General features: G+C 57.0%; 22 protein-coding genes. 9 read left to right on the top strand and 13 right to left on the bottom strand.

Features of this window, described 5'->3' with window-relative positions; genetic code table 11:
• Positions 1 to 33: 33 nt before the first annotated feature.
• From urtA to atzF, 4 genes are all read right to left on the bottom strand, one after another.
• A complete protein-coding gene (gene urtA / locus Y71_RS11750; protein ID WP_007371800.1) occupies positions 34 to 1,305 on the bottom strand; it encodes an urea ABC transporter substrate-binding protein in 1,272 nt (423 codons plus the stop codon).
• A 65-nt stretch (positions 1,306 to 1,370) separates the two neighbouring features.
• A complete protein-coding gene (locus Y71_RS11745) occupies positions 1,371 to 2,072 on the bottom strand; it encodes a GntR family transcriptional regulator (RefSeq protein ID WP_035888544.1) in 702 nt (233 codons plus the stop codon).
• 9 nt (positions 2,073 to 2,081) lie between these two features.
• Positions 2,082 to 5,696 (bottom strand): urea carboxylase, encoded by a 3,615-nt coding sequence (uca, locus tag Y71_RS11740; RefSeq protein WP_007371798.1) that lies wholly within the window; start codon positions 5,694 to 5,696, stop codon positions 2,082 to 2,084.
• Complete coding sequence (atzF, locus tag Y71_RS11735) at positions 5,689 to 7,491, bottom strand: allophanate hydrolase (protein WP_007371797.1); 1,803 nt, start codon at positions 7,489 to 7,491, stop codon at positions 5,689 to 5,691. Before atzF ends, uca begins: the two co-directional genes overlap by 8 nt.
• 284 nt (positions 7,492 to 7,775) lie before the next feature.
• On the opposite strand from atzF, the gene Y71_RS11730 reads away from it, so the two are divergent.
• Entirely contained in the window at positions 7,776 to 8,732 is a 957-nt protein-coding gene (locus Y71_RS11730) for a quinone oxidoreductase family protein (RefSeq protein ID WP_007371795.1), read from the top strand.
• A gap of 64 nt (positions 8,733 to 8,796) precedes the next feature.
• On the opposite strand, the gene Y71_RS11725 is transcribed toward Y71_RS11730, so the two are convergent.
• From Y71_RS11725 to Y71_RS11710, 4 genes are all read right to left on the bottom strand, one after another.
• Positions 8,797 to 9,582 carry a DUF3750 domain-containing protein gene (locus Y71_RS11725; protein WP_007371794.1) on the bottom strand — a complete coding sequence of 262 codons (786 nt, stop codon included), beginning with the start codon at positions 9,580 to 9,582 and terminating at the stop codon, positions 8,797 to 8,799.
• A 158-nt stretch (positions 9,583 to 9,740) separates the two neighbouring features.
• Positions 9,741 to 10,187 carry a DUF421 domain-containing protein gene (locus tag Y71_RS11720; RefSeq protein WP_007371793.1) on the bottom strand — a complete coding sequence of 149 codons (447 nt, stop codon included), beginning with the start codon at positions 10,185 to 10,187 and terminating at the stop codon, positions 9,741 to 9,743.
• 9 nt (positions 10,188 to 10,196) lie between these two features.
• The gene (locus Y71_RS11715) at positions 10,197 to 10,697 is read right to left on the bottom strand and encodes a hypothetical protein (protein ID WP_007371792.1); all 501 of its coding nucleotides are present in this window, start codon (positions 10,695 to 10,697) and stop codon (positions 10,197 to 10,199) included.
• 82 nt (positions 10,698 to 10,779) lie between these two features.
• The gene (locus tag Y71_RS11710) at positions 10,780 to 11,103 is read right to left on the bottom strand and encodes a hypothetical protein (protein WP_007371791.1); all 324 of its coding nucleotides are present in this window, start codon (positions 11,101 to 11,103) and stop codon (positions 10,780 to 10,782) included.
• 159 nt (positions 11,104 to 11,262) lie between these two features.
• Here Y71_RS11710 and Y71_RS11705 point away from each other — a divergent pair, with 159 nt between their 5' ends.
• Positions 11,263 to 13,653, top strand: a complete 2,391-nt coding sequence (locus Y71_RS11705; RefSeq protein WP_007371790.1) for a phosphoketolase family protein — start codon at positions 11,263 to 11,265, stop codon at positions 13,651 to 13,653.
• Positions 13,654 to 13,689: 36 nt separating this feature from the next.
• Here Y71_RS11705 and Y71_RS11700 read toward each other — a convergent pair whose 3' ends face one another.
• Complete coding sequence (locus Y71_RS11700; RefSeq protein WP_035888551.1) at positions 13,690 to 14,016, bottom strand: four-helix bundle copper-binding protein; 327 nt, start codon at positions 14,014 to 14,016, stop codon at positions 13,690 to 13,692.
• Between the two features lie 784 nt (positions 14,017 to 14,800).
• Here Y71_RS11700 and Y71_RS11690 point away from each other — a divergent pair.
• The 7 genes from Y71_RS11690 to Y71_RS11660 all read left to right on the top strand — a co-directional run bounded on the left by Y71_RS11690 (position 14,801) and on the right by Y71_RS11660 (position 19,665).
• On the top strand, positions 14,801 to 14,983 hold the full coding sequence (locus Y71_RS11690) for a con-10 family general stress protein (protein WP_035888553.1): 183 nt from the start codon (positions 14,801 to 14,803) through the stop codon (positions 14,981 to 14,983).
• 98 nt (positions 14,984 to 15,081) lie between these two features.
• Positions 15,082 to 15,576 carry a YciE/YciF ferroxidase family protein gene (locus Y71_RS11685; protein ID WP_007371786.1) on the top strand — a complete coding sequence of 165 codons (495 nt, stop codon included), beginning with the start codon at positions 15,082 to 15,084 and terminating at the stop codon, positions 15,574 to 15,576.
• A gap of 78 nt (positions 15,577 to 15,654) precedes the next feature.
• The gene (locus Y71_RS11680; RefSeq protein ID WP_007371785.1) at positions 15,655 to 16,161 is read left to right on the top strand and encodes a ferritin-like domain-containing protein; all 507 of its coding nucleotides are present in this window, start codon (positions 15,655 to 15,657) and stop codon (positions 16,159 to 16,161) included.
• A 21-nt stretch (positions 16,162 to 16,182) separates the two neighbouring features.
• Positions 16,183 to 17,058: a manganese catalase family protein gene (locus Y71_RS11675; RefSeq protein WP_007371784.1), complete on the top strand. Its 876-nt coding sequence runs from the start codon at positions 16,183 to 16,185 to the stop codon at positions 17,056 to 17,058.
• A gap of 68 nt (positions 17,059 to 17,126) precedes the next feature.
• Complete coding sequence (locus Y71_RS11670) at positions 17,127 to 18,527, top strand: cytochrome ubiquinol oxidase subunit I (RefSeq protein WP_007371783.1); 1,401 nt, start codon at positions 17,127 to 17,129, stop codon at positions 18,525 to 18,527.
• Positions 18,527 to 19,537 carry a cytochrome d ubiquinol oxidase subunit II gene (cydB, locus tag Y71_RS11665; protein WP_007371782.1) on the top strand — a complete coding sequence of 337 codons (1,011 nt, stop codon included), beginning with the start codon at positions 18,527 to 18,529 and terminating at the stop codon, positions 19,535 to 19,537. The genes Y71_RS11670 and cydB overlap by 1 nt, the downstream gene beginning before the upstream one ends.
• On the top strand, positions 19,537 to 19,665 hold the full coding sequence (locus Y71_RS11660) for a DUF2474 family protein (RefSeq protein ID WP_007371781.1): 129 nt from the start codon (positions 19,537 to 19,539) through the stop codon (positions 19,663 to 19,665). Before cydB ends, Y71_RS11660 begins: the two co-directional genes overlap by 1 nt.
• 16 nt (positions 19,666 to 19,681) lie before the next feature.
• Here Y71_RS11660 and Y71_RS11655 read toward each other — a convergent pair whose 3' ends face one another.
• From Y71_RS11655 to fdhF, 4 genes are read right to left on the bottom strand one after another with little or no spacing between them, the layout of a single operon-like run.
• Positions 19,682 to 20,665 (bottom strand): cytochrome d ubiquinol oxidase subunit II, encoded by a 984-nt coding sequence (locus Y71_RS11655; RefSeq protein WP_007371780.1) that lies wholly within the window; start codon positions 20,663 to 20,665, stop codon positions 19,682 to 19,684.
• Complete coding sequence (locus Y71_RS11650; protein WP_007371779.1) at positions 20,662 to 22,053, bottom strand: cytochrome ubiquinol oxidase subunit I; 1,392 nt, start codon at positions 22,051 to 22,053, stop codon at positions 20,662 to 20,664. Before Y71_RS11650 ends, Y71_RS11655 begins: the two co-directional genes overlap by 4 nt.
• Positions 22,046 to 22,525, bottom strand: a complete 480-nt coding sequence (locus tag Y71_RS11645) for a helical membrane plugin domain-containing protein (protein WP_007371778.1) — start codon at positions 22,523 to 22,525, stop codon at positions 22,046 to 22,048. Before Y71_RS11645 ends, Y71_RS11650 begins: the two co-directional genes overlap by 8 nt.
• The gene (gene fdhF / locus Y71_RS11640) at positions 22,525 to 25,497 is read right to left on the bottom strand and encodes a formate dehydrogenase subunit alpha (RefSeq protein ID WP_007371777.1); all 2,973 of its coding nucleotides are present in this window, start codon (positions 25,495 to 25,497) and stop codon (positions 22,525 to 22,527) included. The genes Y71_RS11645 and fdhF overlap by 1 nt, the downstream gene beginning before the upstream one ends.
• Positions 25,498 to 25,660 lie beyond the last annotated feature (163 nt).

The raw sequence follows: 25,660 nt of genomic DNA, 5'->3' as shown, positions 1-25,660 counted from the left end.
AGTACGCCTGCCCCTGACACGTACCGCACGGGCTTATTTACCGCCGGTTTTTACCGGGTAATCCGGTTTTTTATCGTTGCCCGCAATGTACGGGCTCCACGGCTGGGCGCGGATCGGCTTATCGGTATTCCACACCACATTGAACTGACCGTTCTCTTCGATTTCGCCAATCATCACTGGTTTGTGTAAGTGGTGATTGGTGGCATCCATGGTCAACGTAAAGCCACTTGGCGCGGCAAACGTCTGGCCAGCCATCGCCGCACGGACTTTATCCACGTCGGTGGTTCCCGCTTTCTCAACCGCCTGCGCCCACATATGGATGCCGACATAGGTTGCTTCCATTGGATCGTTGGTCACTACGGTATCGGCGTTCGGCAGTTTGTGCGCTTTGGCATAGGCACGGTAATCCGCCACAAATTTGGTGTTCACCGGGTTGCTGACCGACTCAAAGTAGTTCCACGCCGCCAGATGGCCGACCAGCGGTTTGGTGTCGATACCGCGCAGTTCCTCTTCGCCGACCGAGAAGGCCACCACCGGCACATCGGTCGCTTTGATGCCCTGGTTCGCCAGCTCTTTATAGAACGGCACGTTGGAGTCACCGTTGATGGTGGAAATCACAGCCGTTTTGCCGCCTGCGGAGAATTTCTTGATATTGGCAACGATAGTCTGGTAATCGCTGTAACCAAACGGGGTATAGACTTCTTCAATGTCTTTATCCTGTACGCCTTTGGAGTGCAGGAAGGCGCGCAGAATTTTGTTGGTGGTGCGCGGGTAGACATAGTCGGTGCCGAGCAGGAAGAAGCGTTTTGCGCTGCCGCCGTCTTCACTCATCATGTATTCCACCGCCGGGATCGCCTGCTGGTTTGGCGCCGCGCCGGTGTAGAACACGTTCGGCGACATCTCTTCCCCTTCATATTGCACCGGGTAGAACAGCAGGCCGTTCAGCTCTTCAAACACTGGCAGCACCGATTTGCGCGAAACCGAGGTCCAGCAGCCAAAAACCACCGCGGCTTTATCCTGGGTCAACAGTTGACGCGCTTTTTCTGCAAACAGCGGCCAGTTAGAGGCGGGATCGACCACCACCGGCTCCAGCTTTTTACCCAGCACGCCGCCTTTGGCGTTAATTTCATCAATGGTCATCAGCGCCATGTCTTTCAACGGCGTTTCTGAAATGGCCATGGTGCCGGAGAGAGAGTGCATGATCCCCACTTTGATGGTGTCTGCTGCGTATGCCTGTAACGACAAGCCCATGCTCAAAAAAGTGGCTGACAGGGCAAAAGCTTTCAGTAAAGAACGTCTTTTCATTACAAAACCCCTAAATGATATTGAGTGATTAAAATTCCCCGCCGGACGAAGGGGCGGAACCACGGCTACGGTGAAACGGGTTGTAAACTTGCCTGCTGGAGCATGTGTAAGGTGATTTTCCTGACCTCGGCTTTGCTCTGAGAAATGTGCTCGGTCAGAATGCGCTGCGCCTCCTCGGTTTGCTGTTTCAGGATCGCCTGTAAAACACGGGCATGTTCGTTGTAGGTCGCATCCACACGGTCATTGCGGGTGAAATCAAGATGGCGAATGATGCGCATCTTCTCGGTCAACTCCACATGTACCCGTACCATTTCACTGTTGCCGCTGGCGCGTACCAGCGTGGTGTGAAATTGCTCATCCTGCAGCGATAACGCTTTGCTCGGCTCCATGCGCGGCGCGTCGATCCAGAAGCTGACCAGCGGCGCCAGATGTTCTGAACAGATGCCCGGCGGCATGCCGCACAGGCGACGCACCGCTTCCCTTTCCAGCACGATACGAAAGTCGTACAGCGCCTCGAAATAATTGAAATCAAAAGGTTTCACCTGCCAGCCGCTGCGCGAGTAAACCTGCACATACCCTTCATGTTCAAGCCAGAACAGCGCCTGCCGTACCGGGGTACGGCTGGCGGACATCCGCTCGGAAATCTCGTTTTCGCTGAAATGCGCGCCCGGCATTAAGCGAAAATCAAAGATGTCGTTTTTCAGTTCGTGATAAATGCGCTCCGCCAGACCGACGGCGCGTTTTTTACTGCCCTTTTCGCTCATCATCCGTCTCCCTTATTCCAGCCACAGCAGCGTGTCGCCAGGGCTGACCGGACGCCCCGGCTGGCAGGCTATGCGTTTAACCTTGCCGCTCTGTGGCGCGTTGATGGCCAGCTCCATCTTCATCGCTTCGACGATCACCAGCGGCTGGCCTTCTGTCACCGCATCGCCGGGATTAACCAGCACTTTCCAGATGTTGCCGCTCATATCGGCGCACACCGGCAATGCGTCGTCATCCTCGGCGATCGCTTCCGGCGGCAGGCTTTCCGCTACGCTGGCCTGATCGTCCAGTTGCCAGCGCTCCACTTCCGCCTCGAAGGCTTCCGCCTGGCGGGTGCGGAATTCGGCAATGTCGGCGGCGTTATCACGCAGGAACTGCAAATGCTGCGGGAAATCAAACACCGTCTCTTCAATGCGGATGGTGGCGCGGCCTTCACGGAAATCGTCACGCAACTGGGTGAGTTCCGCTTCACTTACCGGGTAGAAACGCACCTGGTCGAAGAAGTGCAGCAGCCACGGCTCGTTGGCGGCAAATTGCGCGTTTTTGAGGAACTTGTTCCAGATAGGCAGCGTGCGGCCCACCAGTTGATAGCCGCCGGGGGAATCCATGCCGTAGATGCACATGTACATCCCGCCGATCCCGACGGTGCCTTCGGCGGTAAAGGTGCGCGCCGGGTTATATTTGGAACTCAGCAGACGATGGCGTGGATCAATCGGCACCGCGCAGGGCGCGCCGAGATAGACATCGCCAAGGCCCAGGATCAGATAGCTGGCGTCAAAAATCGTCGCCTTCACCGCTTCGCGGCTCGCCAGACCGTTGATGCGCTGAATAAAGTCCACATTGTTGGGCAACCACGGCGCTGTCGCGCGCACCGTGTCTTTGTAGCGGCTGACCGCATCCAGCGTGGCGTTGTCTTCAAACGCCATCGGCAGATGCACAATGCGTGACGGCACTTTCATCTGGCTGACATCGCCAATGTGCGACTCCAGCTCCAGCAGCAGCGCCACCAGTTCCTGCTGGCTAATAGCGAGACTGTCATAACGCACCTGCAAAGAGCGCACGCCTGGCGACAGCTCTTTCACGCCCGGATGCGCCCGTTTGCGCAGTTGTTCCATCAACAGGTGAACGCGCAGACGCAGCGCCAGATCCAGCACGTTGTCGCCATACTCAATCAGAATGTAGTTATCCCCGGCCTGGCGATAGACAATCGCAGGCGCGCCAGCAGCAGCGGGCAGCGACACCAGCGCGGTGGCGGAAACCCCGTCGCGATCGGCAAGGGATGGCGTGGCGAATTCCGCCAGATGGCTGGCATGCAGCGTCTCAATGCTGCGCTCCTGCGCTTTTTCCCGCGCCACCGCCTCTTCCACGCTGATCGGGTAGAAGCGGATGCGATCGCCCGGTTTGACCTGCCCGACTTTCCACAACTCTGCTTTAGCGATGGTCACCGGGCAGACAAAACCGCCGAGGCTTGGGCCATCGCGGGTGAGGATCACCGGGAAGTCGCCGGTAAAGTTAATCGCGCCGATGGCGTATTCGCAGTCGTGAACGTTAGAGGGGTGCAGACCGGCCTCGCCGCCGTTTGGCCGCGTCCAGCCTGGTTTCGGCCCGACCAGCCGCACGCCGAGGCGGTTAGAGTTGTAATGCACTTGCCAGTCGCTGGCGAAGAACTCGTCGATCGCGTCCTGGGTAAAGAAATCCGGCGCGCCGTGCGGCCCGTACAGCACGCCGATGCGCCACAGTTCGCCATACTCCGGGATCAGCGACGGGCTTATCGCCTGGGGTTCGCTCACCGGCGCGGGCGTGGTGCAGGCGGCCAGTTGCGGGCGTGAAATCGGCAGCAAATCGGCGACTTTCAGCGTGCGTCCGGCGTGGCCGCCAAACTGCCCGAGCGCAAAGGTGGAGCGGCTACCAAGGTATTGCGGCACATCAATGCCGTTACGTACCGCGAGATACGCGCGGCAGCCGACCTGCGCGCGCCCATACGCCAGAATCTGTCCGGCGTTAACGGTGATCGGTTGCCATAATGGCACCGCTTCGCCATCCAGCGTCGCCTGGCAATCCGCCCCGGTCAGAGCGATCACCGCTGCGCTGTGAAATTGCAGCACCGGGCCTTGCAGGGTGAACTCCAGCCCCGCCGCCGCGTCGTGGTTACCGACAATGCGGTTGGCCAGGCGGAAAGCAAAATCGTCCATCGGGCCGGAAGGCGGCACGCCGATATCCCAGTAACCAAGGCGACCCGGATAATCCTGAACGCTGCTCCAGGTGCCCGGTTGCAGCACCTCAATCACCGCCGCGTGCGCTTCAAAACTGTCGAGCATCCGCGTCCACATGCTGCCATTACGGAAGGCTTCGCTGGCGGTGATCTGGCGCAGATAATCCAGGTTCGTGGTAATGCCATGCAGGCGAGTGGTGTCGAGCGCAGCCTGCAGTTTTGCCAGCGCCTCTTCGCGGCTGGCACCCTGTACAATCAGTTTGGCGATCATCGGGTCGTAAAATGCCGACACTTCACTGCCGGTGGTCACCCCGGTATCCACACGCACATCCGGCGGGAAAGCGACTTCGGTTAAAACACCGGGGCTGGGCTGGAAGTTTTTCAGCGGGTTTTCGGCGTAGATACGCACTTCGATGGCCGCGCCCTGCGGTGCCTGTTGCAGACGCGCCCAGTCAATCGCTTCATCCGCCGCCACGCGCAGCATGCACTCGACCAGATCCAGCCCGGTAACGCACTCGGTGACCGGATGCTCCACCTGCAAACGGGTGTTGACCTCCAGAAAGTAGAACGCATCCCGCTGCGCGTCGTAGATAAATTCCACGGTGCCCGCGCTGCGGTAATTGACCAGTTTGCCAAGCTGCACCGCCGCGCTGAGCAGCGCTTCACGGGTAGTGGCTGGCAGGTTCGGCGCCGGGGTTTCTTCCACCACTTTCTGGTTGCGGCGCTGCAATGAGCAGTCGCGCTCGCCGAGCGCCACGACATTGCCTTTGCCGTCGCCAAAGATCTGCACTTCAATATGCCGTGCGCGATCGATGCAGCGCTCGACAAACACGCCGGCGTCGCTAAAAAACTGTTCGCCAAGCCGCCGCACGCTCTCCCAGGCATCATGGAGCGCCTGCGCATCGGCGCAGCGCGTCAGACCAATACCGCCGCCGCCCGCCGTGCTTTTCAGCATCACCGGATAGCCAATATTCGCTGCGGCTGCAAGCGCTGCGTCCAGCGAGTCGAGCAGACCGGTGCCCGGCGTCATCGGCACGCCCGCCTCGGCGGCCAGCTCGCGCGCCCGGTGTTTCAGCCCAAACTCGCCAATCTGCTGTGCAGTCGGGCCGACAAAAACAATGCCCGCCTGTTCGCAGGCGGCGGCAAACGGCAGGCTTTCCGACAAAAATCCGTAGCCCGGCCAGATAGCCTGCGCGCCCGTTTCCTGCGCTACGGCGATAATTTTGTCGATACGCAGGTAACTGTCGCTGGCCTTTTCGCCGCCGAGTGCCACGGCAATATCGGCCTGTTTAACATGTTCTGCATTTTTATCCGCGCCGGAATAGACCGCCACGCTTTTGATACCCAGACGTTGCAGTGTGCGGATGGCGCGACAGGCAATTTCGCCCCGGTTGGCAATCAGTACAGTGTTAAACATGTTTGCTCTCCTGGCGGGCAATCCAGTTACGCCAGCCTTTAAATTCAGTAATGTCGGTGGCATCGTGCAGCGCTGCCGGTTCGCAGATAAACCCTTTCACCCAGCGTCCATCGGCCAGCTCCAGCGAACCGATACCGAGCGGCGCGGGGATCTCTGCGACAAACTCACCAAAGCGCGCCAGTGGGATATCCCATAGCTCCACCGCAATGGCTGCGCCCTGCGCCTGGCGGGCAATACCCGGCTTGGGTGGTGTGGTGTTTGCCAGCGCATACAGCCGGTAGCACGGCGCGGTTTCGGTGGCTTCGACAAACGCGGCATCACGGGTGGTGAGCTGGAAATTCAGCGGCATGCCGCGCAGATGCGCGCCCACCACGGCAACGCGAACATGGTGTTGAGAAACCGGTAATGCCGCCGCTGGTGGGGTGAATGGCTGGCCGGTCGCACCAAGCGGCAGTGCCAGTTGCTGTTGCCAGCGCAGGCCGAAATCCGCCAGCGCGCGGTCATACCAGGCCGGAGCGATCAGCGTGATCCCGGCCGGTAAACCGTCGGCGCGAAACGGCGCAGGCAAGGCCAGCGCACAGAGATCCGCCAGATTGGTAAAGTTGGTGTAGGTGCCAAACTGCGAGTTGAAGAGAATCGGTTCCTGCTTTATCTCTTCCAGCGTACGGATGGTGGGCGATGTCGGTACTACCAGCGCATCAACCTCGCTCAGGGCGTGCTGGATTTTTTGCGCCAGCTCTGCACGCAGGTACTCCGCGTTAAAGGCATCCACCGCGCTGTAGTTCAACCCGGCGGAAATAATAGTGTGCACCGTGGGGTCCATCTGCTCCGGATGGTGCAGCATCTCGCCGACAGAGGCGGTACGTTCCGCCACCCACGGCCCCTGATAAAGCTGCTCGGCAAGCTGGTAGAACGGCGAGAAATCAATCGGCTGCAACGTCGCGCCGCTGGTGCGCAATGCCTCCAGCGCGCTCAGCCAGGCGGCTTCAGCCTGCGTATCGCCAAAGAAACGCAGCTCTGCCGGGATGGCGAAAACCGGGTTTTGCGGGATGGCCGCTGGTGCTGTTGCCGGGTTAACCCGCGAGTAGGCATCTTCACTGTCTGCGCCGCCCGCCAGCGTCGCGATGTAAAACGCATCTTCCACCGTCAGGGCAAACACCGACAGCGTGTCATTCAGACGGCAGGCGGGCAGCACGCCGGTTGCCGAGAGCCAGCCTTTGGTCGGCTTCAGTCCGACAATATTGTTAAACCCGGCAGGCACGCGCCCCGAACCGGCGGTGTCAGTGCCAAAGGCAAACGGCACCAGGCCGCGCGCCACTACGGAAGCCGACCCCGAACTGGAGCCGCCGCTGACATACGCGGGATCAAAGGTGTTCGGCACTGCGCCGTAGGGGGAACGCGTGCCGACCAGCCCGGTGGCGAACTGATCGAGGTTGGTTTTACCAATCACAATCGCCCCGGCCGCTTTCAACCGGGCAACGGCGGTGGCATCTCTTTCAGCGATAAATTTGAGCGCCGGGCACGCCGCCGTGGTCGGCCAGCCCGCCACATCCACATTGTCTTTGACGGCGAAAGGCACGCCGAACAGCGGAAACGCATCGGGATTATTGCGGTACAGCGGCAGTAACGCATTAATTTGCGCCTGCAACTGCGCGTCGCTGGCGATCACCAGCCAGGCATTATCCTCAAGGGATAAAGCATCAATATGCGCTTTTAAAAGCGAATAAACCGACTCACTCTCCTGCCGGATGCGCTGCTGCCATGCAGCCAGTGTTTTTCCTGTCATTAACGCCATCGTTGAATTCCTGCTGGTATACAAGATGGAATTCAATCAGCAAGCGGCATGCCAGAAATTCAATATGTTGTTTTTTAAACAAAAATGCTATTTGCCGGGTGTTTTTTCAAAAACCACCTGCACTCTTTCTGAACATATGCGCGCAATAGCAGTGCAATTATTATTGGAAAAACAGATATCTATAACCAACATCAGAATATTCAATTATGGCTGTATGCGGCTATTCTTTGCCTGACCAGAACATTAACCTGCGCGAACCCTTCGCGTTATAGCGAGGAGAAAAGATGAAAGCCGCTGTCTATTTTCAGCCCGGAAAACCGGACGTATTGCGCTATATCGATGTGCCGCAACCCATTTGCGGCGCAGATGAGGTGTTGATTAAGGTTGAAGCAATCGCCCTTGAAGGCGGCGATGTGATTAATCGCGCCACCGCCGCCCCTTCTTCGCAGGGCACTGTCCCCGGCTATTCGGCGGCGGGCACCATTGTGGCGGTGGGTAAAAATGTGCAAAACCGCCAGCCCAGCCAGCGCGTTGCCACCATTGCGCTTAGCGGTTCACATGCCCAATACCGCGCTGTGCCCGCCGCATGGAGCTGGGTTATCCCTGATGGACTGGATGTGGTGACCGCCGCCGTGATCCCGGTTAGCTTTGGTACCGCCGCCTGGGCGCTCTCTTCCCGTCTTCATCTTCAGGCTGGCGAAACGCTGCTGATCCAGGGCGGTGCGGGCGGCGTTGGCGTGGCCGCCATTCAACTGGCGAAAGCGCGCGGCGCGCGCGTGCTGGCGACACTTTCCGGCAGAGCCCGCGTGGCAAAACTTCACGAACTGGGTCTTGATGTGGCGCTCGATTACCGCCAGCAGGATATTGTGGCCGAGGTGCAAACGCTCACCCAACAGCGCGGCGTGGACAGCGTGCTGGATCTGGCAGGCTCCACGCTTGAACAGTCCTTCGCCTGCCTGCGTGAAGGCGGAACGGTGGTGCTGGCCGGTAACGCTGGGGGCAGTACCCGCGCCGATTTAGCGGCGTTACAGCAGGCCAATCAGACGCTGAGCGGGCTGTTCTGGGGGCGCGAACTGGCTAACGAACAGGCCAGAGCCTCCGTCGACACGCTGCTGGCGCAGGCGCGTGATGGCACGTTATGGGTGCTTATTGATCGCGAGTTTGCGCTACAGGAGGTGGTGGAAGCCCACCGTTACGCCGAAGAGAACCGCGTGCTGGGGCGCATTATTCTGCGCCCCTGAAGGCCGTTATTGCAGGCTGACGCTAAGCCAGAACAAGCTCAACCGCGGCAGCGGAACGCCCTGCTCACTGAGCGCGTTCCGCGGTCTCTTTCTGCAAATTATTGCTGCCAAGGCCGCCGATAAACGGCAAACGCAGGCGCAGCGGCGTGAAACCCAGCCCGACATTCAGCCCCAGTAGATTGAGTTCAAACCCCTCTTCCGCCCCCAGCGTTACGCCCGCAACACCGAGCAGGGAGACCTGCACGCCGCGGCCGGAGGGTGGCAGGCCAATCGGATTGCGCAGCGAGCGGAAATCTTTGCCGACCGCATTGGCGGGCAGATCCAGCTTCAGCGCCGGGACTTCGCGCCCGATATGTGCGAGAAACGTATTGCTGTTTGGCCCAGGCCAGGCGTGGTAGGTCTGCGGCCACGGGTAAGAAGCAATCGCCGCTTCAATCTGCGGGATCATCGCTTCGGCCTGCGGGCCACGGTGATCGACCAGCAAGCGCGGCTGTGCGCCGTACCAGTAGCCATCAGGAATATTACTGTTACGCCGCACTTTATCGCCTGCGCCCCAGCTAATCACTTCGTAGCGGTTATAGTGCGTTTCACCGGCGCGTTTGAAAATGATCCACGGATGCACCGCCACCGCGCCTTTCCAGCCCCAGGTGGGTGCGGCATAAACCTGCACGATGGCGAGTTGGGCATTTTTACGCGCATCAGGCGCAATACCGGCTGAATCACGCCGGGCATCCCACCACCCTTGCTGCGTGCGCGTGTCCCGCTGGTGCATCGCCTGGGCGAGGCTGACGGCAAGGGAGAGCAGCGTGATGCACAGCAGGCTCAGGAAAAAGGTTTTTATGACGATCATGGCGGCCTGCTATCAGAAGGGAGAATTCAGCGTCTGATCATTGTACTGGTGTTTTTTTGCCCGGCAAGACACGCCGCGCTGGCGGGCCGGGCAAACAGGCCGAATAGCATAAAAATCCAAAACGCGGCGAAGCCCGAAAGAATTAAGAAGGATTGTGTCTACCCCTCAACGGGAATAATGGAGATATGCCCGTTGCGTTCGAGAATGGCATAACGGATTTTACTCAACTCGGTAATGCCCTGATTCTGTCGCGCTGCGACCAGAATATCATCACAAGAGACATCCACTTTTTGCAGTTTATCGACAAGAGGAATGCCATTTTCAACCAGGATAACCGGCGAACCATCAATGACCGACTCCGCCCCGGAGAGATATTTTTTCACCAGCCCGAACAAAATATCGACCGCTACCAGCGTAACAATGGTCAGCATTGCACCGGTAACGGAAAAGTCGTTGCCGAGGAGCGCCTGTTGCGTGGCCTCGCTGATGATCAACAGCAGGATCAGGTCAAAACTGGTCATCTCTAATAACGCGCGGCGTCCCACCACTTTAAAAACCAGTAACAGGATTAAATAGATCGCCAACGCCCGCAGCACCATTTCCATTTTATTCTCCTACGGATAAATGAACTGCCAGAACCGGATGCCCGGTTCATCGTTAACGGCGACGGTGTTAATCGATTTTCCCGGTGTGCCCGGCGTGGTATTCAGCCACACCGTAAAAGCGCCGCTGCCGGTGATGTTGTTATAAACCAGATACAGCGTTTCTCCCCGGCTGTACATGCTGTCGGGCTGGGGCCAGACATTGCCGTGTTGATAATTCTCATTAAATGCGCCACCAAGGCTGATGACATACCTCTTCGCCGCCTGAGTTTGCAGGGTGATTTTTAGCGTCTGGGCGTTTTGCAGACGCCCGAATCGTTCATAGTGGATTTTCAGCGTCTGCTGAGCATTACTTTTGTCTGCCGGGCTAAAATAGCCGCCGGAAAAAACGCCGCTCAGCGCGGCGACAATAATCGTCAGTAACACAAAAGCCCCGGCCCGCCGAAACCCGGCTTCGAAATTCAGCGCCCAGGCCCTTTCAGCCACGCCGGGCAATGTCTCATCGTGTTTCATTATGTTCCTCGCCGTTTCGGTTTCCACAGATGAAGAGCACTATCCAGAAGCCTGGCAGCCTGGCTCGCTTTCAGTATCAGATTCAGGCGAAATCGTCGGACGGCCCATCCAGCGGGCGCAAAGGCGGGAAAATACGGGCAATTTCATCGGCAACATCAAATTCGGTTAAATTTTCTTCGGCAATCAGTAGCCAGGTCGAACCCTGTGGCGATTTCCATTCGGTAATAAAAAGCTGCGCGTCCGGGCGTAACTCGATCTTCTCTCCGCTGTCGCGCGTATAAAACTGCCCGCCGCGTTTATCGTTATCCGGCAGCGTTAACCAGAGCGCCGGGTAAACGCCGCGCCAGACTTCGCCATGGTGCTCGCCGCCCAGAACCAGATATTCCTGCATCACTGTTTTCGCCATTGACCTTCTCCACCGGGTGAACATTTATCAAGCTTACAACATAGGCCAGAAATCGCGTCACGACGCTCCTCCTTAACATCTATGCCAGGCTTAGGGGGAACCCACTTTTACAGGAGTTCCCTCTTCTGACCTCATCGCAACCATACAAAAGGAGAACGCATGACGGCATCTTCCCTTTCTGACCATGACATTCAGCTGATCGATCGCTACTGGCGGGCCGCGAATTACCTCTCCGTCGGACAAATTTACCTGATGGATAACCCCTTACTGCGCGAACCTCTCAAGCCGGAACACATCAAGCCGCGCCTGCTGGGGCACTGGGGAACCACGCCCGGCCTTAACTTTATTTATGCCCATCTCAACCGCGTGATATGCCAGCGCAATCTCGATATGATCTATATCTGCGGTCCAGGGCATGGCGGGCCTGGCATGGTAGCGAATACGTGGCTTGAAGGCTCCTACAGCGAGATTTACCCGCAAGTAAGCCAGGATGCGCAGGGGATGAAAAAATTGTTCCGCCAGTTCTCTTTTCCCGGCGGCATCCCCAGCCACGCCGCGCCGGAAACGCCCGGCTCCATTAATGAAGGCGGCGAGCTGGGTTACTCACTGGCGCATGCCTTTGGCGCGGTATTTGATAACCCGTCGCTGATTGCCGCCTGCGTGATTGGCGATGGCGAAGCGGAAACCGGCCCGCTGGCCTCAAGCTGGCACGGGATTAAATTCCTCAATGCCGCGCGCGACGGCGCGGTGCTGCCAATTTTGCATCTTAACGGTTACAAGATTGCTAACCCGACTATCCTCGGGCGCGCCAGCGATGAAGATCTGTTTCAACTGTTTCGCGGCTACGGGTATGAACCCCTGCTGGTCAGCGGCCATGAGCCGGAGCAAATGCATCGCGATATGGCGCAGGCGCTGGACATCGCCCTTGACCACATTGCGGATTTTCAGCAGCAGGCGCGCAGCCATCAGACAGCAGAGCGCTTACCGCGCTGGCCGCTCATTCTGTTGCGTAGCCCGAAAGGCTGGACCGGTCCACAGACCGTGGACGGCAAAAAGGTGGAAGATTTCTGGCGCGCGCATCAGGTGCCGGTCTCTTCATGCCGGGAAAACGATGACCATCGTCAGATCCTGCAACGCTGGATGCAAAGCTACCAGCCGGAGGATCTCTTTGATGAACGCGGTCAGTTAAAGGCGGAACTGCGCGCGCTGGCACCGACCGGTGATAAACGCATGGGCGCGTCGCCGTGGGCAAACGGCGGTCGCTTACGCCGCGAACTGGTGACACCGGCACTGCAATCGTACGCCGTGGAAGTCACCTCGCCCGGCGAAACCCAGGCGGAATCCACTGCGGCACTTGGCGCATATCTGGCAGGCATCTTCCAGGAAAATGCGGATAATTTTCGTCTTTTTGGCCCGGATGAAACGGCGTCTAATCGCCTGAGTAAGGTGTTTGATGTGACCAGCCGCACGTGGCAGGCGGCGCAAAAACCGTGGGATGAACAGCTTGCGCCCGATGGCCGGGTGATGGAGATCCTCAGCGAGCATCAATGTCAGGGCTGGCTGGAAGGGTATCTGCTCACCGGGCGGCATGGTCTGTTTAACTGCTACGAAGCGTTTATTCATATTGTCGATTCGATGTTTAACCAGCATGCCAAGTGGCTGAAAGTGACGCGAAAATTGCCGTGGCGGGCGCCCATCTCCTCGCTGAATTACCTGCTCTCGTCTCATGTCTGGCGCCAGGATCACAACGGTTATAGCCATCAGGATCCCGGCTTTATCGATCACGTTGCCAACAAGAAGGCCGATATTGTGCGCATTTATCTGCCGCCGGATGCGAACACGCTGCTCTGCGTGGCGGATCACTGCCTGAAGACCTGGGATCGCATCAATGTGATTGTCGCCGGGAAACAGCCTGCGCCGCAGTGGCTGACGCTGGATGACGCAGCGAAGCACTGTGCGGACGGAATGGGGATCTGGTACTGGGCGGGCACGGTTGAGGAAGGCGAAACGCCGGATGTGGTGATGGCCTGTGCCGGTGACGTGCCCACCATGGAGACGCTCGCGGCGGTCGATCTGCTGCGCGAATTCCTGCCAGCGTTACGCATTCAGGTGGTGAACGTCGTCGATTTAATGGCTTTACAGACCCACGATCAGCACCCGCATGGCCTGAGCGAGCAGGCGTTTGACGCCCTTTTCACCGTTGATAAACCGGTCGTTTTCGCCTTCCACGGCTACCCCAGTTTGATCCACCGGTTGACCTACCTGCGCAATAACCACGGCAATTTCCACGTACGTGGCTTTATGGAGGAAGGCACCACCACCACGCCGTTTGATATGACCGTGCTGAATGAACTGGATCGTTTTCATCTGGCGCAGGAAGCGATATTGCGTGTGCCATCGCTCCAGGGGAAAGCGGACGCAATCCTTGATGTGTTACAGGAGAAAATCGCCGCCCATCATCGTTATGTCCGCGAATACGGTGAAGATCTGCCGGAAGTGCAAAACTGGAAATGGCCGTCACAGCAAGGCAGCGACGCTGCGCCGGAATAGTGATACCGGGGCAACGCCGCCGCGCTTATGCCCGCATCAGGCGGCCATTTGCAGGCAGGCTTGCGCGCAGGTTCGACACGCCTGCGCGCACTGCTGGCAGTGATCATGCGGGTGCTTGCTGCACTCTTCAGCGCAGGATTTGCAGACATCCACGCACACCCGGCACAGCGGCTGCAGGTAAGCATTCTCCAGCGCCATAAACTGCCCCACCAGCCGACAGAGCGCCGCGCACTGGAGATCCAGCTTGATGCAATCGCGCATCATTGCCATGTCCTCTTCATTGAGACAACTCGCGGCGCAATGCTCACAGGCAATGGCACATTGATAGCAGGCATCGCTACAGGTTTTATGTTCGGTTTGCATAAATTCCTCCTTCTGTTGTCGAAGGTATTAAGTGTGAACGAAGGCTGCATTTACGCGAATTATTAATTTATCTGTACAGAAAAATAGCATTCAGCGACAGCGGAAATATTTTCCGTCAGAAACATCAGGCACTAAAAATAAATAAAAAACATTTAAAATCAATTCATTAAAAATTAAACCAAATGATTATTCACGCTATGAAATAGTAACATTCATTGACGATACAACTTAACCAGGACTATTCTGAGGGCGCTTTTCTTAATTGTTAGCAGACTAATCCTGGTAGCGAATATGCATTTGCATGCCTTCAGGATCGGTCCGGATTTCCTGTTCCTGAAGGTTTTTTTATTGCTGCTAAAGGTTCAACTCTTCTTCCCGGCAGCAAAAGAAGTTAACTGCACCACACCTCACCGCTTCCTCTCTCTCCCCTGTAAGATTTGTCTTAAAATGATTAATAAAACTTATGTACCTGCATTTCAGGATAATGCAGATGAGTAAACAAAAGTCAGTATTTCGGCTATTTTTCCGTCATTTCAGGCATTTTGTAACTATGGTTATTATTCAATATCTATAAAAACAAGCTATAACTTCTTTATCTGCAAAGATATATGACCGATACAACAAATCTGGAATATAAACTCAGTGACTAATTTTTCAACAAAGCAATTTTTCCCGCTTCGGTTTGACTAATTATCGATAGCGACTAACTTTAATCACGAACACCGACGACATTGAGATGCAAAATATGTCGTTTTATTTTAACCAACGAAACTGGAGAAATAACATGGCTGAACATCGTGGCGGTTCTGGAAATTTCGCAGAAGATCGTGAAAAAGCATCCGAAGCAGGTCGTAAAGGTGGTCAACATAGCGGCGGTAATTTTAAAAATGATCCGCAGCGTGCATCTGAAGCCGGGAAAAAAGGCGGTCAAAATAGCCATGGCGGCGGCCGTAAATCTGGTGAGTGATTTTTTACCACCTCGCTTCAAGCAATTTAGTTATTAGTATTTTACGGCGAGTCAAAATGGCTCGCCATTATTTTCTCTTGCATGAAAGGTAATTCACTATGCAGATTAATTCCGTTACTGATCTATTTATTCATTCGCTCTCTGATATTTACAGCGCGGAAAAGCAACTGACCCGCGCACTCTCCAAACTGGCGCGCGAATCTTCAAGCAGCGAGCTGTCTGAAGCTTTCAAAAAGCACTATGAAGAAACCCAGGGGCAGATTGAGCGCCTCGATCAGTTGGTAGAAGCTGAGCCAAATATCAAGCTTAAGCGTATGAAATGTCACGCCATGGAAGGGTTGATCGATGAAGCTAATGAAGTCATTGAAGCCACGGAAAAAGGCAGCGTACGCGATGCCGGGCTGATTGCAGCAGCACAAAAAGTCGAACATTACGAAATTGCCTCTTACGGCACGCTTTGTACCCTCGCCAGTCAGTTAGGTCTGAAAAAGGCACAGCAATTACTTGCTGAAACCTTAGAAGAAGAAAAAACCACCGATACATTACTTACCAAAATAGCCACTTCAAATATTAATCAAAAAGCTGGAAGCTAATAACCGCCAGCAGATGTCATCCCTGATAATATTATTCTTCAGGGTCAATGAGACAGCCCCAAAAAAGAGGAATGTACTATGACGCCGCAAGAAAATTATCATGACTGGCTACGCGACGCGCACGCCATGGAAAAACAAGCGGAATCGATGCTTAGCGCAATGAGCAGCCGCATCGATAATTATCCCGACCTGCGTGCAAGAATTGATCAACACTTAACTGAAACTAAAGGGCAAATTAAACTTCTGGAAGAGGTTCTCGATCGCAACAATATTAATCGCTCATTAATGAAAGATGCCACCAGTAAAATGAGCGCGATGGGTCAGGCCGTTGGAGGCATGTTTGCTTCTGATGAAGTTGTCAAAGGCTCAATTAGCAGCTACGTATTCGAGCAATTTGAAATTGCCTGTTATACGTCATTAATTACGGCGGCAGAAAAAGTCGGTGATATTGCCAGCATCGATATTTTCAAACAAATTCTTGCCGAAGAGAAAGCGATGGCTGAATGGGCGTTTAATCATTTACCCGACGTTACCGAACAATTTTTACTTCGCGATACCGCTGCCGGTGTGGAAGCTAAAAAATAAACTAAAGCATCAGGAGAATTTATGTTTCGACACGTAAAACAACTACAGTACACCGTACGCGTCAGCGAGCCAAACCCAGGGCTGGCGAACCTCTTACTGGAACAGTTCGGCGGCCCGCAAGGCGAGCTGGCGGCCGCCTGCCGTTATTTCACTCAGGGTCTGGGTGATGACGATGTGGGCCGCAAAGAGATGTTGATGGATATTGCCACCGAAGAATTAAGCCATCTGGAAATTATTGGAACTCTGGTCGGCATGCTGAATAAAGGCGCGAAAGGCGAACTGGCCGAAGGGACAGAAAAAGAGGCGGAACTTTATCGCTCTTTAACCGCCAATGGCAATGACAGCCATATTACCTCACTGTTATATGGCGGCGGCCCTGCCCTGACGAATTCCGGCGGCGTGCCGTGGACGGCGGCTTATATTGATACCATTGGCGAAGTCACGGCGGATATGCGCTCCAATATTGCGGCGGAAGCACGCGCGAAAATTATTTACGAGCGGCTGATTAATGTCACGGACGATCCGGGTGTTAAAGATGCGCTGAGTTTCCTGATGACGCGAGAAGCGGCGCATCAGCTCTCCTTCGAGAAAGCGCTCTATTCCATCCGTAATAACTTTCCGCCAGGTAAATTGCCGCCCATCGAACAGTACAGCAATGTGTACTACAACATGTCCGAGGGCGACGATCCGCGCGGAAGCTGGAACAGCGACGAGAACTTCGACTACGTGGCCGATCCGCAACCTGCCGTGGATGGTGGCGATGGCCTCGCCACAGTACAACTTAACGATAAACAGCGCGCGCTGGTGAAAGCGATGGCGAAGCGTACGCAATCCGATCCCGGCGTTGATCCGCTGACCGGTGCAGAGCTGGGTAGCGGAGAGCCGCAAGAGAAATAATACTTACTGATAACCTGTCGTATTCACCCCTTAGCTTAGGGGTGTTTTTTTTTGTGGGGTAACCGGGCATGTTCGAATTCGATGCATTCCATCTGGCAAGGCTTCAGTTCGCCTTTACGGTCTCGTTTCACATTATTTTTCCTGCTATCACCATCGGGCTCGCCAGCTATCTGGTGGTGCTTGAAGGGTTATGGCTGAAAACCAAAAATCCCGACTGGCGCGCGATGTATCACTTCTGGTTGAAGATCTTCGCCGTCAACTTCGGCATGGGCGTGGTCTCCGGGCTGGTAATGGCTTATCAGTTTGGTACCAACTGGAGCGGCTTTTCCCAGTTTGCCGGCAGTATTACCGGGCCATTGCTCACCTATGAGGTGCTGACCGCCTTCTTCCTTGAGGCGGGTTTTCTCGGCGTCATGCTGTTTGGCTGGAATAAAGTGGGGCCGGGGCTGCACTTTTTCGCTACCTGCATGGTGGCGCTGGGCACGCTGATGTCCACGTTCTGGATCCTTGCATCTAATAGCTGGATGCATACGCCGCAAGGGTTTGCCATTGAAAATGGTCAGGTGATCCCTGTCGACTGGTTTGCGGTCATTTTTAACCCCTCGTTCCCGTACCGTTTACTGCATATGACCATTGCCGCGTTCCTCAGCACTGCCCTCTTCGTTGGCGCTTCCGCTGCCTGGCACTTGCTGCACCGCAATGACACACCGGCAATCCGCAAAATGTTGTCGATGGCGATGTGGATGGCGCTGGCCGTTGCGCCACTGCAGGCCTTTATTGGCGATATGCATGGCCTGAACACACTGAAGCATCAGCCCGCGAAGATCGCCGCCATTGAGGGGCACTGGGAAAATCCGCCCGGTGAAGCCACGCCGTTGTTGTTGTTTGGCTTGCCGGATATGGAACAAGAGCGCACCCGATACGCGGTAGAAATCCCTTCTCTCGGCAGCCTGATCCTCACCCACTCGCTGCATGAACAAGTGCCTGCGCTGAAAGATTTCCCGAAAGCGGATCGGCCCAACTCCACCATTGTCTTCTGGTCATTTCGTCTGATGGTCGGGATGGGGCTATTGATGATTGCGCTCGGCGTTGCCGCGTTGTGGTTACGTTTTCGCCAGCGGCTGTATGCATCGCGCCCCTTCCTGTACTTCGCGCTGTGCATGGGCCCGGCGGGGTTGATTGCCATTCTTGCCGGTTGGGTGACCACCGAAGTCGGTCGGCAACCCTGGGTCGTCTATGGGCTGCTGCGCACGGCGGATGCGGTTTCCCTGCATAGCACCTTACAGATGAGCCTGAGCCTGCTGGCCTTTATCGTGGTGTACACCTCAGTCTTCGGCGTCGGCTACAGCTATATGGTGCGGTTGATTAAGAAAGGACCGCAGCCCTGGGATGAACACGCAACCGACGGCAGACCGGCGCGCCCGCTCTCTGCGGCGGGTGAAAGTTTGCAGGCGGAGGAGAAAAAATAATGGGCATCGATTTATCGCTTATCTGGTTTGTCATCATCGTCTTTGCCACGCTGATGTATATCGTGATGGACGGCTTCGATCTGGGCATCGGTATTCTTTTCCCGGCGATTCAGGACGGCGGCGAACGGGACGTTATGGTGAACAGCGTCGCGCCGGTGTGGGATGGTAACGAAACCTGGCTGGTGCTCGGCGGCGCCGGGCTTTTTGGCGCGTTTCCTCTTGCTTATGCGGTGATCGCCGATGCGCTGGCTATTCCGCTGACATTAATGTTGATCGGTCTTATTTTTCGCGGCGTGGCGTTTGAGTTTCGTTTTAAAGCCACGCCGAATCACAAACCATTCTGGGATAAGTCCTTTCTCGCCGGATCGCTGCTGGCGACCTTTATGCAGGGCGTGGTGGTCGGCGCGGTGATCAACGGTTTTGCCGTCACCGGCCGCACCTTCAGCGGCAGTTCGCTCGACTGGCTGACGCCCTTTAACCTGTTCTGCGGCATTGGGCTGATCATCACTTATGGCCTGCTGGGCGCCAGCTGGCTGGTAATGAAAAGTGAAGGAAACCTGCAACAGAAAATGCGTGTTGTCGCCAGAACGCTGTTGCTGGCGCTGCTGGTGGCGATGGCCGCGATCAGCCTGTGGACGCCGCTTTCCCATGCGGCGATCGCCGAACGCTGGTTCAGCCAGCCGAATATCTGGTTTTTTGCCCCGGTTCCGCTGCTGGTGATCCTCTTCAGCGTCTGGTTATGGCATACGCTGAGCAACGTGCAATACCATATTTTGCCGTTCGTTTTGACGCTGGGGCTGGTTTTCCTCGGCTTTAGCGGGCTGGGCATCAGTATCTGGCCGCATATTATTCCACCGGATATCACGCTGTGGCAGGCCGCCGCGCCGCCGCAAAGCCAGGGCTTTATGCTGGTTGGTGCCCTGCTGATTATTCCGGTGATCCTGGTTTATACCTTCTGGAGCTACTACGTGTTTCGCGGAAAAATCCAGCATGGCGCGGGGTATCACTGATGTCATTTAAACGTAGCGCACCGAAAATCATGTGGTTTGTTGGGCTGTGGTTTGCCAGCGTGCTGGCCCTGTTTCTCGTCAGCTCTGTGCTCAGGCTGCTGATGTCAATGGCCGGGCTACGCGCGTAAGGCAACGCGGGAAGGTTTACTCAATCTTGCCGCTGAAAACGCGAAATCCCCAGCTGTTATAAAGCAGCGTAATGGGCGCCAGTAACGCAAAACTGATCAACAGAAATTTTTGCGTTTCTGGCGGCGCGGCCGCCTGGTGAATCATCACATTAACCGGAACGATAAACGGAAACAGGGTAAACACCAGCGCGCCCAACGCACAGCTCACCAGCACGAGGATCGCCGCCAGCGGCATAAACGCGTAGCGCCGCGCAAGGCTGAACCCTAACCCGGCGGCGGCGATTACCGCCACGCTGAGCATCGGCAGCCACAGCCACGGGTTCAGCAGATGGCGACGCCAGGTTTCCTGTAAGTGCCCCGTCCAGAAGAGTAATCCCGCCACCAGTAACGCGGCGAGCACGCCAAGCGGCAGGATCGCGCGCCTGCCCCACTGTTGCAATGCTCCAGTGCAGCGCCAGTTCAACCAGCCGGCCCCCATCAGGCAGTAACCGACCACCAGTGCCAGCGCACAATACAGAGGAAACGGGCTGAACCACTCGCCGCCGGTGCCGTTAAACTGCTGGCCGTCATTCGGAATACCCTCGATCAGACAGCCAACAATGGTGCCTTGCGCGAGGCTCGCCAGTAATGAGCCGCCCACCAGCATCGCATCGAACAGGCGCGGGACGTGGTGACGATACTCGATCGCCATCCCACGCACGACCAGCGCCAGCAGCATGGCAAAAACCGGGACATACAGCGCGCTGAGAATAATGGCGTACGCCAGCGGGAACAGCCCGAGCAGCCCGCCTGCCGCCAGCACCAGCCAGGTTTCGTTACCGTCCCACACCGGCAGCAATGAGAGATTAATCGTCTTACGGGAAGCGGCATCGCGCTGCAATCCACACAGCATACCGGTGCCGAGATCGGTGCCATCAAGCAGCACGTAGATCCACACGCTCAGCACCAGCGCCGCCGCCGACAGCGTTTGCAGCCAGGGTAAACCCAACACGTCACTCATTCATCGGTTCCTCTTCCCGTGCGTTGCGCCACTTCTGGCATTGCGCTCTCTTCGTCCGGCTGCGGCGGGTGCGCGAGCAAACGCAGCAGAAACCACAGCCCGAGGCTGAACAGCAGCAGATAAACGGTGACGGTCGTCGCCAGAGAACCCAGCAGTAAACCCGGGGCTATCGGCGATGCGCTTTCGTCGGTGCGCAGCAGGCCATATACCGTCCACGGCTGGCGTCCGGCTTCCGTCACCACCCAGCCCGCCAGCATGGCGATAAACCCGGCGGGTGCCATCAGCACCATCAGTTTATGCAGCCAGCGCGCGCGCCACAGACGGCCGCGCAGGCGCACCACCAGCCCGGCAATACCCGCCGTGGCCATCAACAGACCAAGGCCGACCATCAGGCGAAAAGACCAGAACACCAGCGGTACCCATGGTCGCTCGTCGGCGGGGTATTGATTGAGGCTATGAATGGTACCGCTCAGGTTATGGCGCAGATAGAGCGAACCGATATTGGGGATGGCGACTTCATAACGGTTACGCTGTTCGGCCATATCCGGCAGCGCAAACAGCCGCATCGGCTCGCCTTCGCCCGGCGGCGGCGGGTTCCAGCTCCCTTCCATCGCCGCCAGTTTTACCGGCTGGTGATCGCGGGTGTTTTCGCCATGCAGATCGCCGAGCACGATTTGCAGCGGTGCCATTACCACCAGCATCCACATGCCGAGAGAGAACATTTTGCGCGCCGCCGGATGACGCGCATCGCGCAGTAAATGCCATGCGCCGCTGGCCGCCACCAGGCAGGCGGTGCCGAGCAGCGCGGCCGCCACCATGTGCGCCATCCGCCACGGAAACGACGGGTTAAAAATGACTGCCCACCAGTCCACGGGACGAAAGCGTCCATCCGCGCCGATGGCAAAACCGTCCGGCGTTTGCATCCACGAATTCGCCGCGAGGATCCAGAAAGCACTGAAAAACGATCCCAGCGCCACAATGCAGGTCGCCATAAAATGGACCCACGGCCGCACCTTGCCCATGCCGAACAGCATCACGCCCATAAAACCGGCTTCAAGAAAGAACGCCACCAGCACTTCCATATAGAGCATCGGTCCGAGCACCGCGCCTGTCCGGCTCGCCAGCCCGCTCCAGTTGGTACCAAAAGCAAACTCCATCACCACGCCGGTCACCACGCCGACGGCAACATTAAGGGCGAAGATTTTGCTCCAGTAGCGCCACAGGCTGAGCCAGACCTGCTGCCTGCGCCAAAGCCACATCCCTTCCAGTAGCATCAGAAACTGCGCGAGGCCAATGGTGAACGCCGCCAGCACGATATGAAAGCCGATGGTAAAAGCAAATTGCGTACGCGCCAGCAGCAGGGCCGTTTCCGGGCTGATGTCAGGCATCGCTGGGCTTACCGGTAAAGGCGGATATCGGCTTGTCTACCGACTCCTCCATCCGCCGGGAAAACGCCGCCAGCCCATGGAGCAGCGGCCGTAACGCACGCCACAGATCGTCATCCTGCAACATCTTCCACGCCCCGTGTACGCCGGGCGCTTTTTCCTCATCATCCGCTTTTGGCTGGCTTATCACCTCTGCCAAATCACGCAGGCCAAAGGCCAGTTTATAGACGCGATCCGGCGGCAGTGAAGAGAGCGCCATCAGCATCAGCGAGATATTCTGGATGGCATTCAGCGTACCCTGGCGCTGCAAGCCGTTGACGAGGATCTGCGCGACTTCGTTGTTCGCCGCGACCAGATCGTTCAGTAACCGCAGCACGCCGTGCTGGTGCAGGGTTTCCAGCAGGCGATCCAGTTCTTCGTGGGCGTCCGGCCCGATTTTTGCCGGTTCCGGCTGATACTCAATCGATTTCGCCATTAAAATTTCTCCGGATGAGGTTCATGTTCCGGCGGCTCGCGGTAATCGTCGCGACGCCATTTCGCTTCCACCGGCACCCCGGTGATGGGGGTACGCTTACCGTGGCGGAAGTTATGTTCCGGTAAAGGATTGGGATGGGGCGTTCTGTCGAGCGCGTCGAGGCGGATAGCGATCTCTTTATAGGCTGGCGTATTCACCGCCGGATCGTGATGTTCACCAGTCAACTGATTGATGCCCTCTTTACCCTGGTGAATCGAGATAAACAGCACCTTGCCCTGCACCCGTTCGGTGACCACCACCGGAACCTCCAGCGCGCCACGGCGGGAACTCAGCCTGACCCAGTCGCCGGTGTTCAGGCTGCGGCCAGCCGCCAGTTCGGGGCTGATTTCAACATACCATTCGGGGGAAAGGCTGGTGGTGCGCCCGCCTCTGCCGCTCTGGTTGGTGGACTGAAAGTGCTCCAGCATGCGGCCATTATTCAGCAGCAGATCGTAGTCGGCATCCGCCTCTTCCGCCGGGGGCTGCCAGCTCACCGGATAGAGCGTGGCGCGGCCATCCGCGCTTTTGAATGTGTTGGTATAAAGCAGCGGCGTGCTGCTGCCATCCGCCTTCACCGGCCAGAGTTGCGATTTCCAGCCCTCCAGCCGCTCATAGCTGACACCCGCAAAACTCCCGGCGATGCTTGCCACCTCGGCCATAATTTGCCCTGGATGGGTATAGCCCCAGTCGAAGCCCATCCGCGCGGCAAGCTGAGTCAGGATCAGCCAGTCCGGGCGGCTGTCGCCGAGCGGTGGCATCACCGGGTAGAAACGCTGAATGCGCCGTTCAGTGTTAACAAACGAACCCTCTTTCTCCACGCTGGGACAGCCTGGCAGCACCACGTCAGCGAACTGCGCGGTGCGGCTGAGAAACAGATCCTGCACCACCAGAAAATCCAGCTCGCTAAATCCCTGGTGCACATTGGTGGTATCGGCATCGGAAAAGGCCGTCTCCTCGCCAATCACATACATCGCGCGAAGCTGGTCGCTTCTGGCGAGTTTGACCATCATGAAATTGTCTTCGCCCACCTCCAGCGAAAGCCGCTGCGGGTCTACGCCCCAGGCGCGTGCCCACTTTTCGCGCACTTGCGGATCGCTGACCGATTCATATCCCGGATAGAAATTTTTCAGACAGCCAAAATCGCTGGCTCCCTGCACATTGTTATGCCCGCGCATCGGATAACCGCCGGTGCCCGGCCGCCCGTAGTTGCCGGTCACCAGCAGCAGGTTGGAGAGCGCGGTGCTGGTATCTGCGCCGTGGCTGTGCTGGGTGATGCCCATCGCCCACATGATGCAGACGCTGCCCGCGCGGCCAATCCGCTCCGCCGCTGCGCGCAGATCCGCTTCCTGAATGCCGGTAATTTGCGCGGCATAATCGAGGGTGAAGGGCTCAAGCGAGCGGCGGTACGCCTCGACATTGTTAACGCGCTGCGAGAGAAACGCCTCGTCGGCGTAGCCATGGTCAAACATATAGCGGGACATTGCCGAGGCCCAGACCAGATCGGTACCGGGGTGAATACGCAGATGCTGATCGGCGCGTTCGGCCATTTCATGGCGGCGCGGATCGACCACCAGCCACTGTTGGCCGCGCTGTTTTTTCGCGGCCTTCAGCCGTGAAGCAATCACCGGATGGTTTTCTGCCGTATTGCTGCCGACAATCACCACCAGCTCCGCCTGCGCCAGATCCGCAATGGTGCCCGCATCGCCGCCATAACCCACGGTACGAAACAGCCCTTCGGTGGCCGGGTTCTGGCAGTAGCGCGAGGAGTTATCGACGCTATTGGTGCCGATAATCAGCCGGGCGATTTTTTGCGTCAGGTAGGCTTCTTCATTACTGCCTTTGCTGGAGCCAATAAAACCGATACTGTCCGGCCCGGTTTCATCGCGGATCGCCAGCAGCCGTCTGGCGACCAGATCCAGCGCCTCCTCCCAGGAAGCAGGCCGGAAGTGGTCGTTTTCGCGGATCAGCGGCGTGGTCAGCCGCTCCGGGCTGTTAATAAAATCCCAGGCGAATTTCCCCTTCACGCAGGTGGAGATGCCGTTGACGGGCGCGTCGGTGACGGGCTGGACTTTCAGCAGATGGCGATCGCGCGTCCACATCTCAAAGCTGCATCCCACGCCGCAGTAGGTGCAGACCGTTTTGGTGCGTTTAATCTCCTGCTGGCGCAGTTGGGTATCGATCACAGACACCCCGGAAACGATCTCCGCGCCGATGGTATTTTCCAGCGCCTTCACCACATTAATTAACGGGCGTTTCAGCGACTGGCGCATCGAGGTAAACGGCCCGGCATCAGGCTGCATGGTTTTTTCCAGCAGCGCGTTACAGGGGCAAACCGTGACGCAATGGCCGCAACTGACGCAACTGGAACCCGCAATCCGCGTGCCGCCATCCCACAAAACGCGCGGATGCTCCTGCGTGTAATCAATGCTCAGCGTTTCGTTCACTTCCACATTCTGGCAGGCTTCCACGCAGCGCCCGCACAGGATGCACTGATCGGGATCGTAGGTGTAAAACGGGTTGGATTCGTCCTTCACGTAGGGTTTACGCTGCCACGCATAGCGCTGGATCGGCAGATGCATGTCCACCATGGTGTTGTGCAACGTACAGTCGCCGGTGTTGTGTTCGCAGACCGTGCAGTAGAGCTCATGTTTCGCCAGCAGGCGATCCATTCCCTCTTCGCGGGCAGCGCTGGCGTGCGGGTTGGCGCTGTTGATCACCAGGCCTTCGTGGCTGCGTAGCGTACAGCCGCGCACCAGTTTCCCCGCCTGTTCCACCCAGCACACATCGCAGGTTTGCAGCGGCTCCAGCGCCGGGTGGTAGCAGACATGGGGTAAGGTCCTGTTGCAGGCATCGAGAAAATCGATCAGGGGGATGTCCGCCGGGCCAACAAGGGCCTGGCCGTCGTAAATTACGGTACATTTTTGCAGGCTCATTTTGCTTCCTCAGACCCATCCTCTACGCCCGTTCCCGTCTGCGGGGAAATGTTCACCTTCCGCGTGTGTACGCAGCGAGTTTTTTTACATGACGTATCGATGATGTTTAAAAATAGCCGCTACAACATGGCGGCCAAAATGTCAGGCGGTCATCGCCTTATCC

Source organism: Kosakonia radicincitans DSM 16656, from assembly GCF_000280495.2.
GTDB classification, from domain to species: domain Bacteria; phylum Pseudomonadota; class Gammaproteobacteria; order Enterobacterales; family Enterobacteriaceae; genus Kosakonia; species Kosakonia radicincitans.
This window is presented reverse-complemented; position numbering and strand designations above follow the sequence as displayed.

Coding starts and splice junctions, on each gene's coding strand:
- urtA (WP_007371800.1), bottom strand. CDS start 1,305: ATGAAAAGACGTTCTTTACTGAAAGCTTTTGCCCTGTCAGCCACTTTT.
- Y71_RS11745 (WP_035888544.1), bottom strand. CDS start 2,072: ATGATGAGCGAAAAGGGCAGTAAAAAACGCGCCGTCGGTCTGGCGGAG.
- uca (WP_007371798.1), bottom strand. CDS start 5,696: ATGTTTAACACTGTACTGATTGCCAACCGGGGCGAAATTGCCTGTCGC.
- atzF (WP_007371797.1), bottom strand. CDS start 7,491: ATGGCGTTAATGACAGGAAAAACACTGGCTGCATGGCAGCAGCGCATC.
- Y71_RS11730 (WP_007371795.1), top strand. CDS start 7,776: ATGAAAGCCGCTGTCTATTTTCAGCCCGGAAAACCGGACGTATTGCGC.
- Y71_RS11725 (WP_007371794.1), bottom strand. CDS start 9,582: ATGATCGTCATAAAAACCTTTTTCCTGAGCCTGCTGTGCATCACGCTG.
- Y71_RS11720 (WP_007371793.1), bottom strand. CDS start 10,187: ATGGAAATGGTGCTGCGGGCGTTGGCGATCTATTTAATCCTGTTACTG.
- Y71_RS11715 (WP_007371792.1), bottom strand. CDS start 10,697: ATGAAACACGATGAGACATTGCCCGGCGTGGCTGAAAGGGCCTGGGCG.
- Y71_RS11710 (WP_007371791.1), bottom strand. CDS start 11,103: ATGGCGAAAACAGTGATGCAGGAATATCTGGTTCTGGGCGGCGAGCAC.
- Y71_RS11705 (WP_007371790.1), top strand. CDS start 11,263: ATGACGGCATCTTCCCTTTCTGACCATGACATTCAGCTGATCGATCGC.
- Y71_RS11700 (WP_035888551.1), bottom strand. CDS start 14,016: ATGCAAACCGAACATAAAACCTGTAGCGATGCCTGCTATCAATGTGCC.
- Y71_RS11690 (WP_035888553.1), top strand. CDS start 14,801: ATGGCTGAACATCGTGGCGGTTCTGGAAATTTCGCAGAAGATCGTGAA.
- Y71_RS11685 (WP_007371786.1), top strand. CDS start 15,082: ATGCAGATTAATTCCGTTACTGATCTATTTATTCATTCGCTCTCTGAT.
- Y71_RS11680 (WP_007371785.1), top strand. CDS start 15,655: ATGACGCCGCAAGAAAATTATCATGACTGGCTACGCGACGCGCACGCC.
- Y71_RS11675 (WP_007371784.1), top strand. CDS start 16,183: ATGTTTCGACACGTAAAACAACTACAGTACACCGTACGCGTCAGCGAG.
- Y71_RS11670 (WP_007371783.1), top strand. CDS start 17,127: ATGTTCGAATTCGATGCATTCCATCTGGCAAGGCTTCAGTTCGCCTTT.
- cydB (WP_007371782.1), top strand. CDS start 18,527: ATGGGCATCGATTTATCGCTTATCTGGTTTGTCATCATCGTCTTTGCC.
- Y71_RS11660 (WP_007371781.1), top strand. CDS start 19,537: ATGTCATTTAAACGTAGCGCACCGAAAATCATGTGGTTTGTTGGGCTG.
- Y71_RS11655 (WP_007371780.1), bottom strand. CDS start 20,665: ATGAGTGACGTGTTGGGTTTACCCTGGCTGCAAACGCTGTCGGCGGCG.
- Y71_RS11650 (WP_007371779.1), bottom strand. CDS start 22,053: ATGCCTGACATCAGCCCGGAAACGGCCCTGCTGCTGGCGCGTACGCAA.
- Y71_RS11645 (WP_007371778.1), bottom strand. CDS start 22,525: ATGGCGAAATCGATTGAGTATCAGCCGGAACCGGCAAAAATCGGGCCG.
- fdhF (WP_007371777.1), bottom strand. CDS start 25,497: ATGAGCCTGCAAAAATGTACCGTAATTTACGACGGCCAGGCCCTTGTT.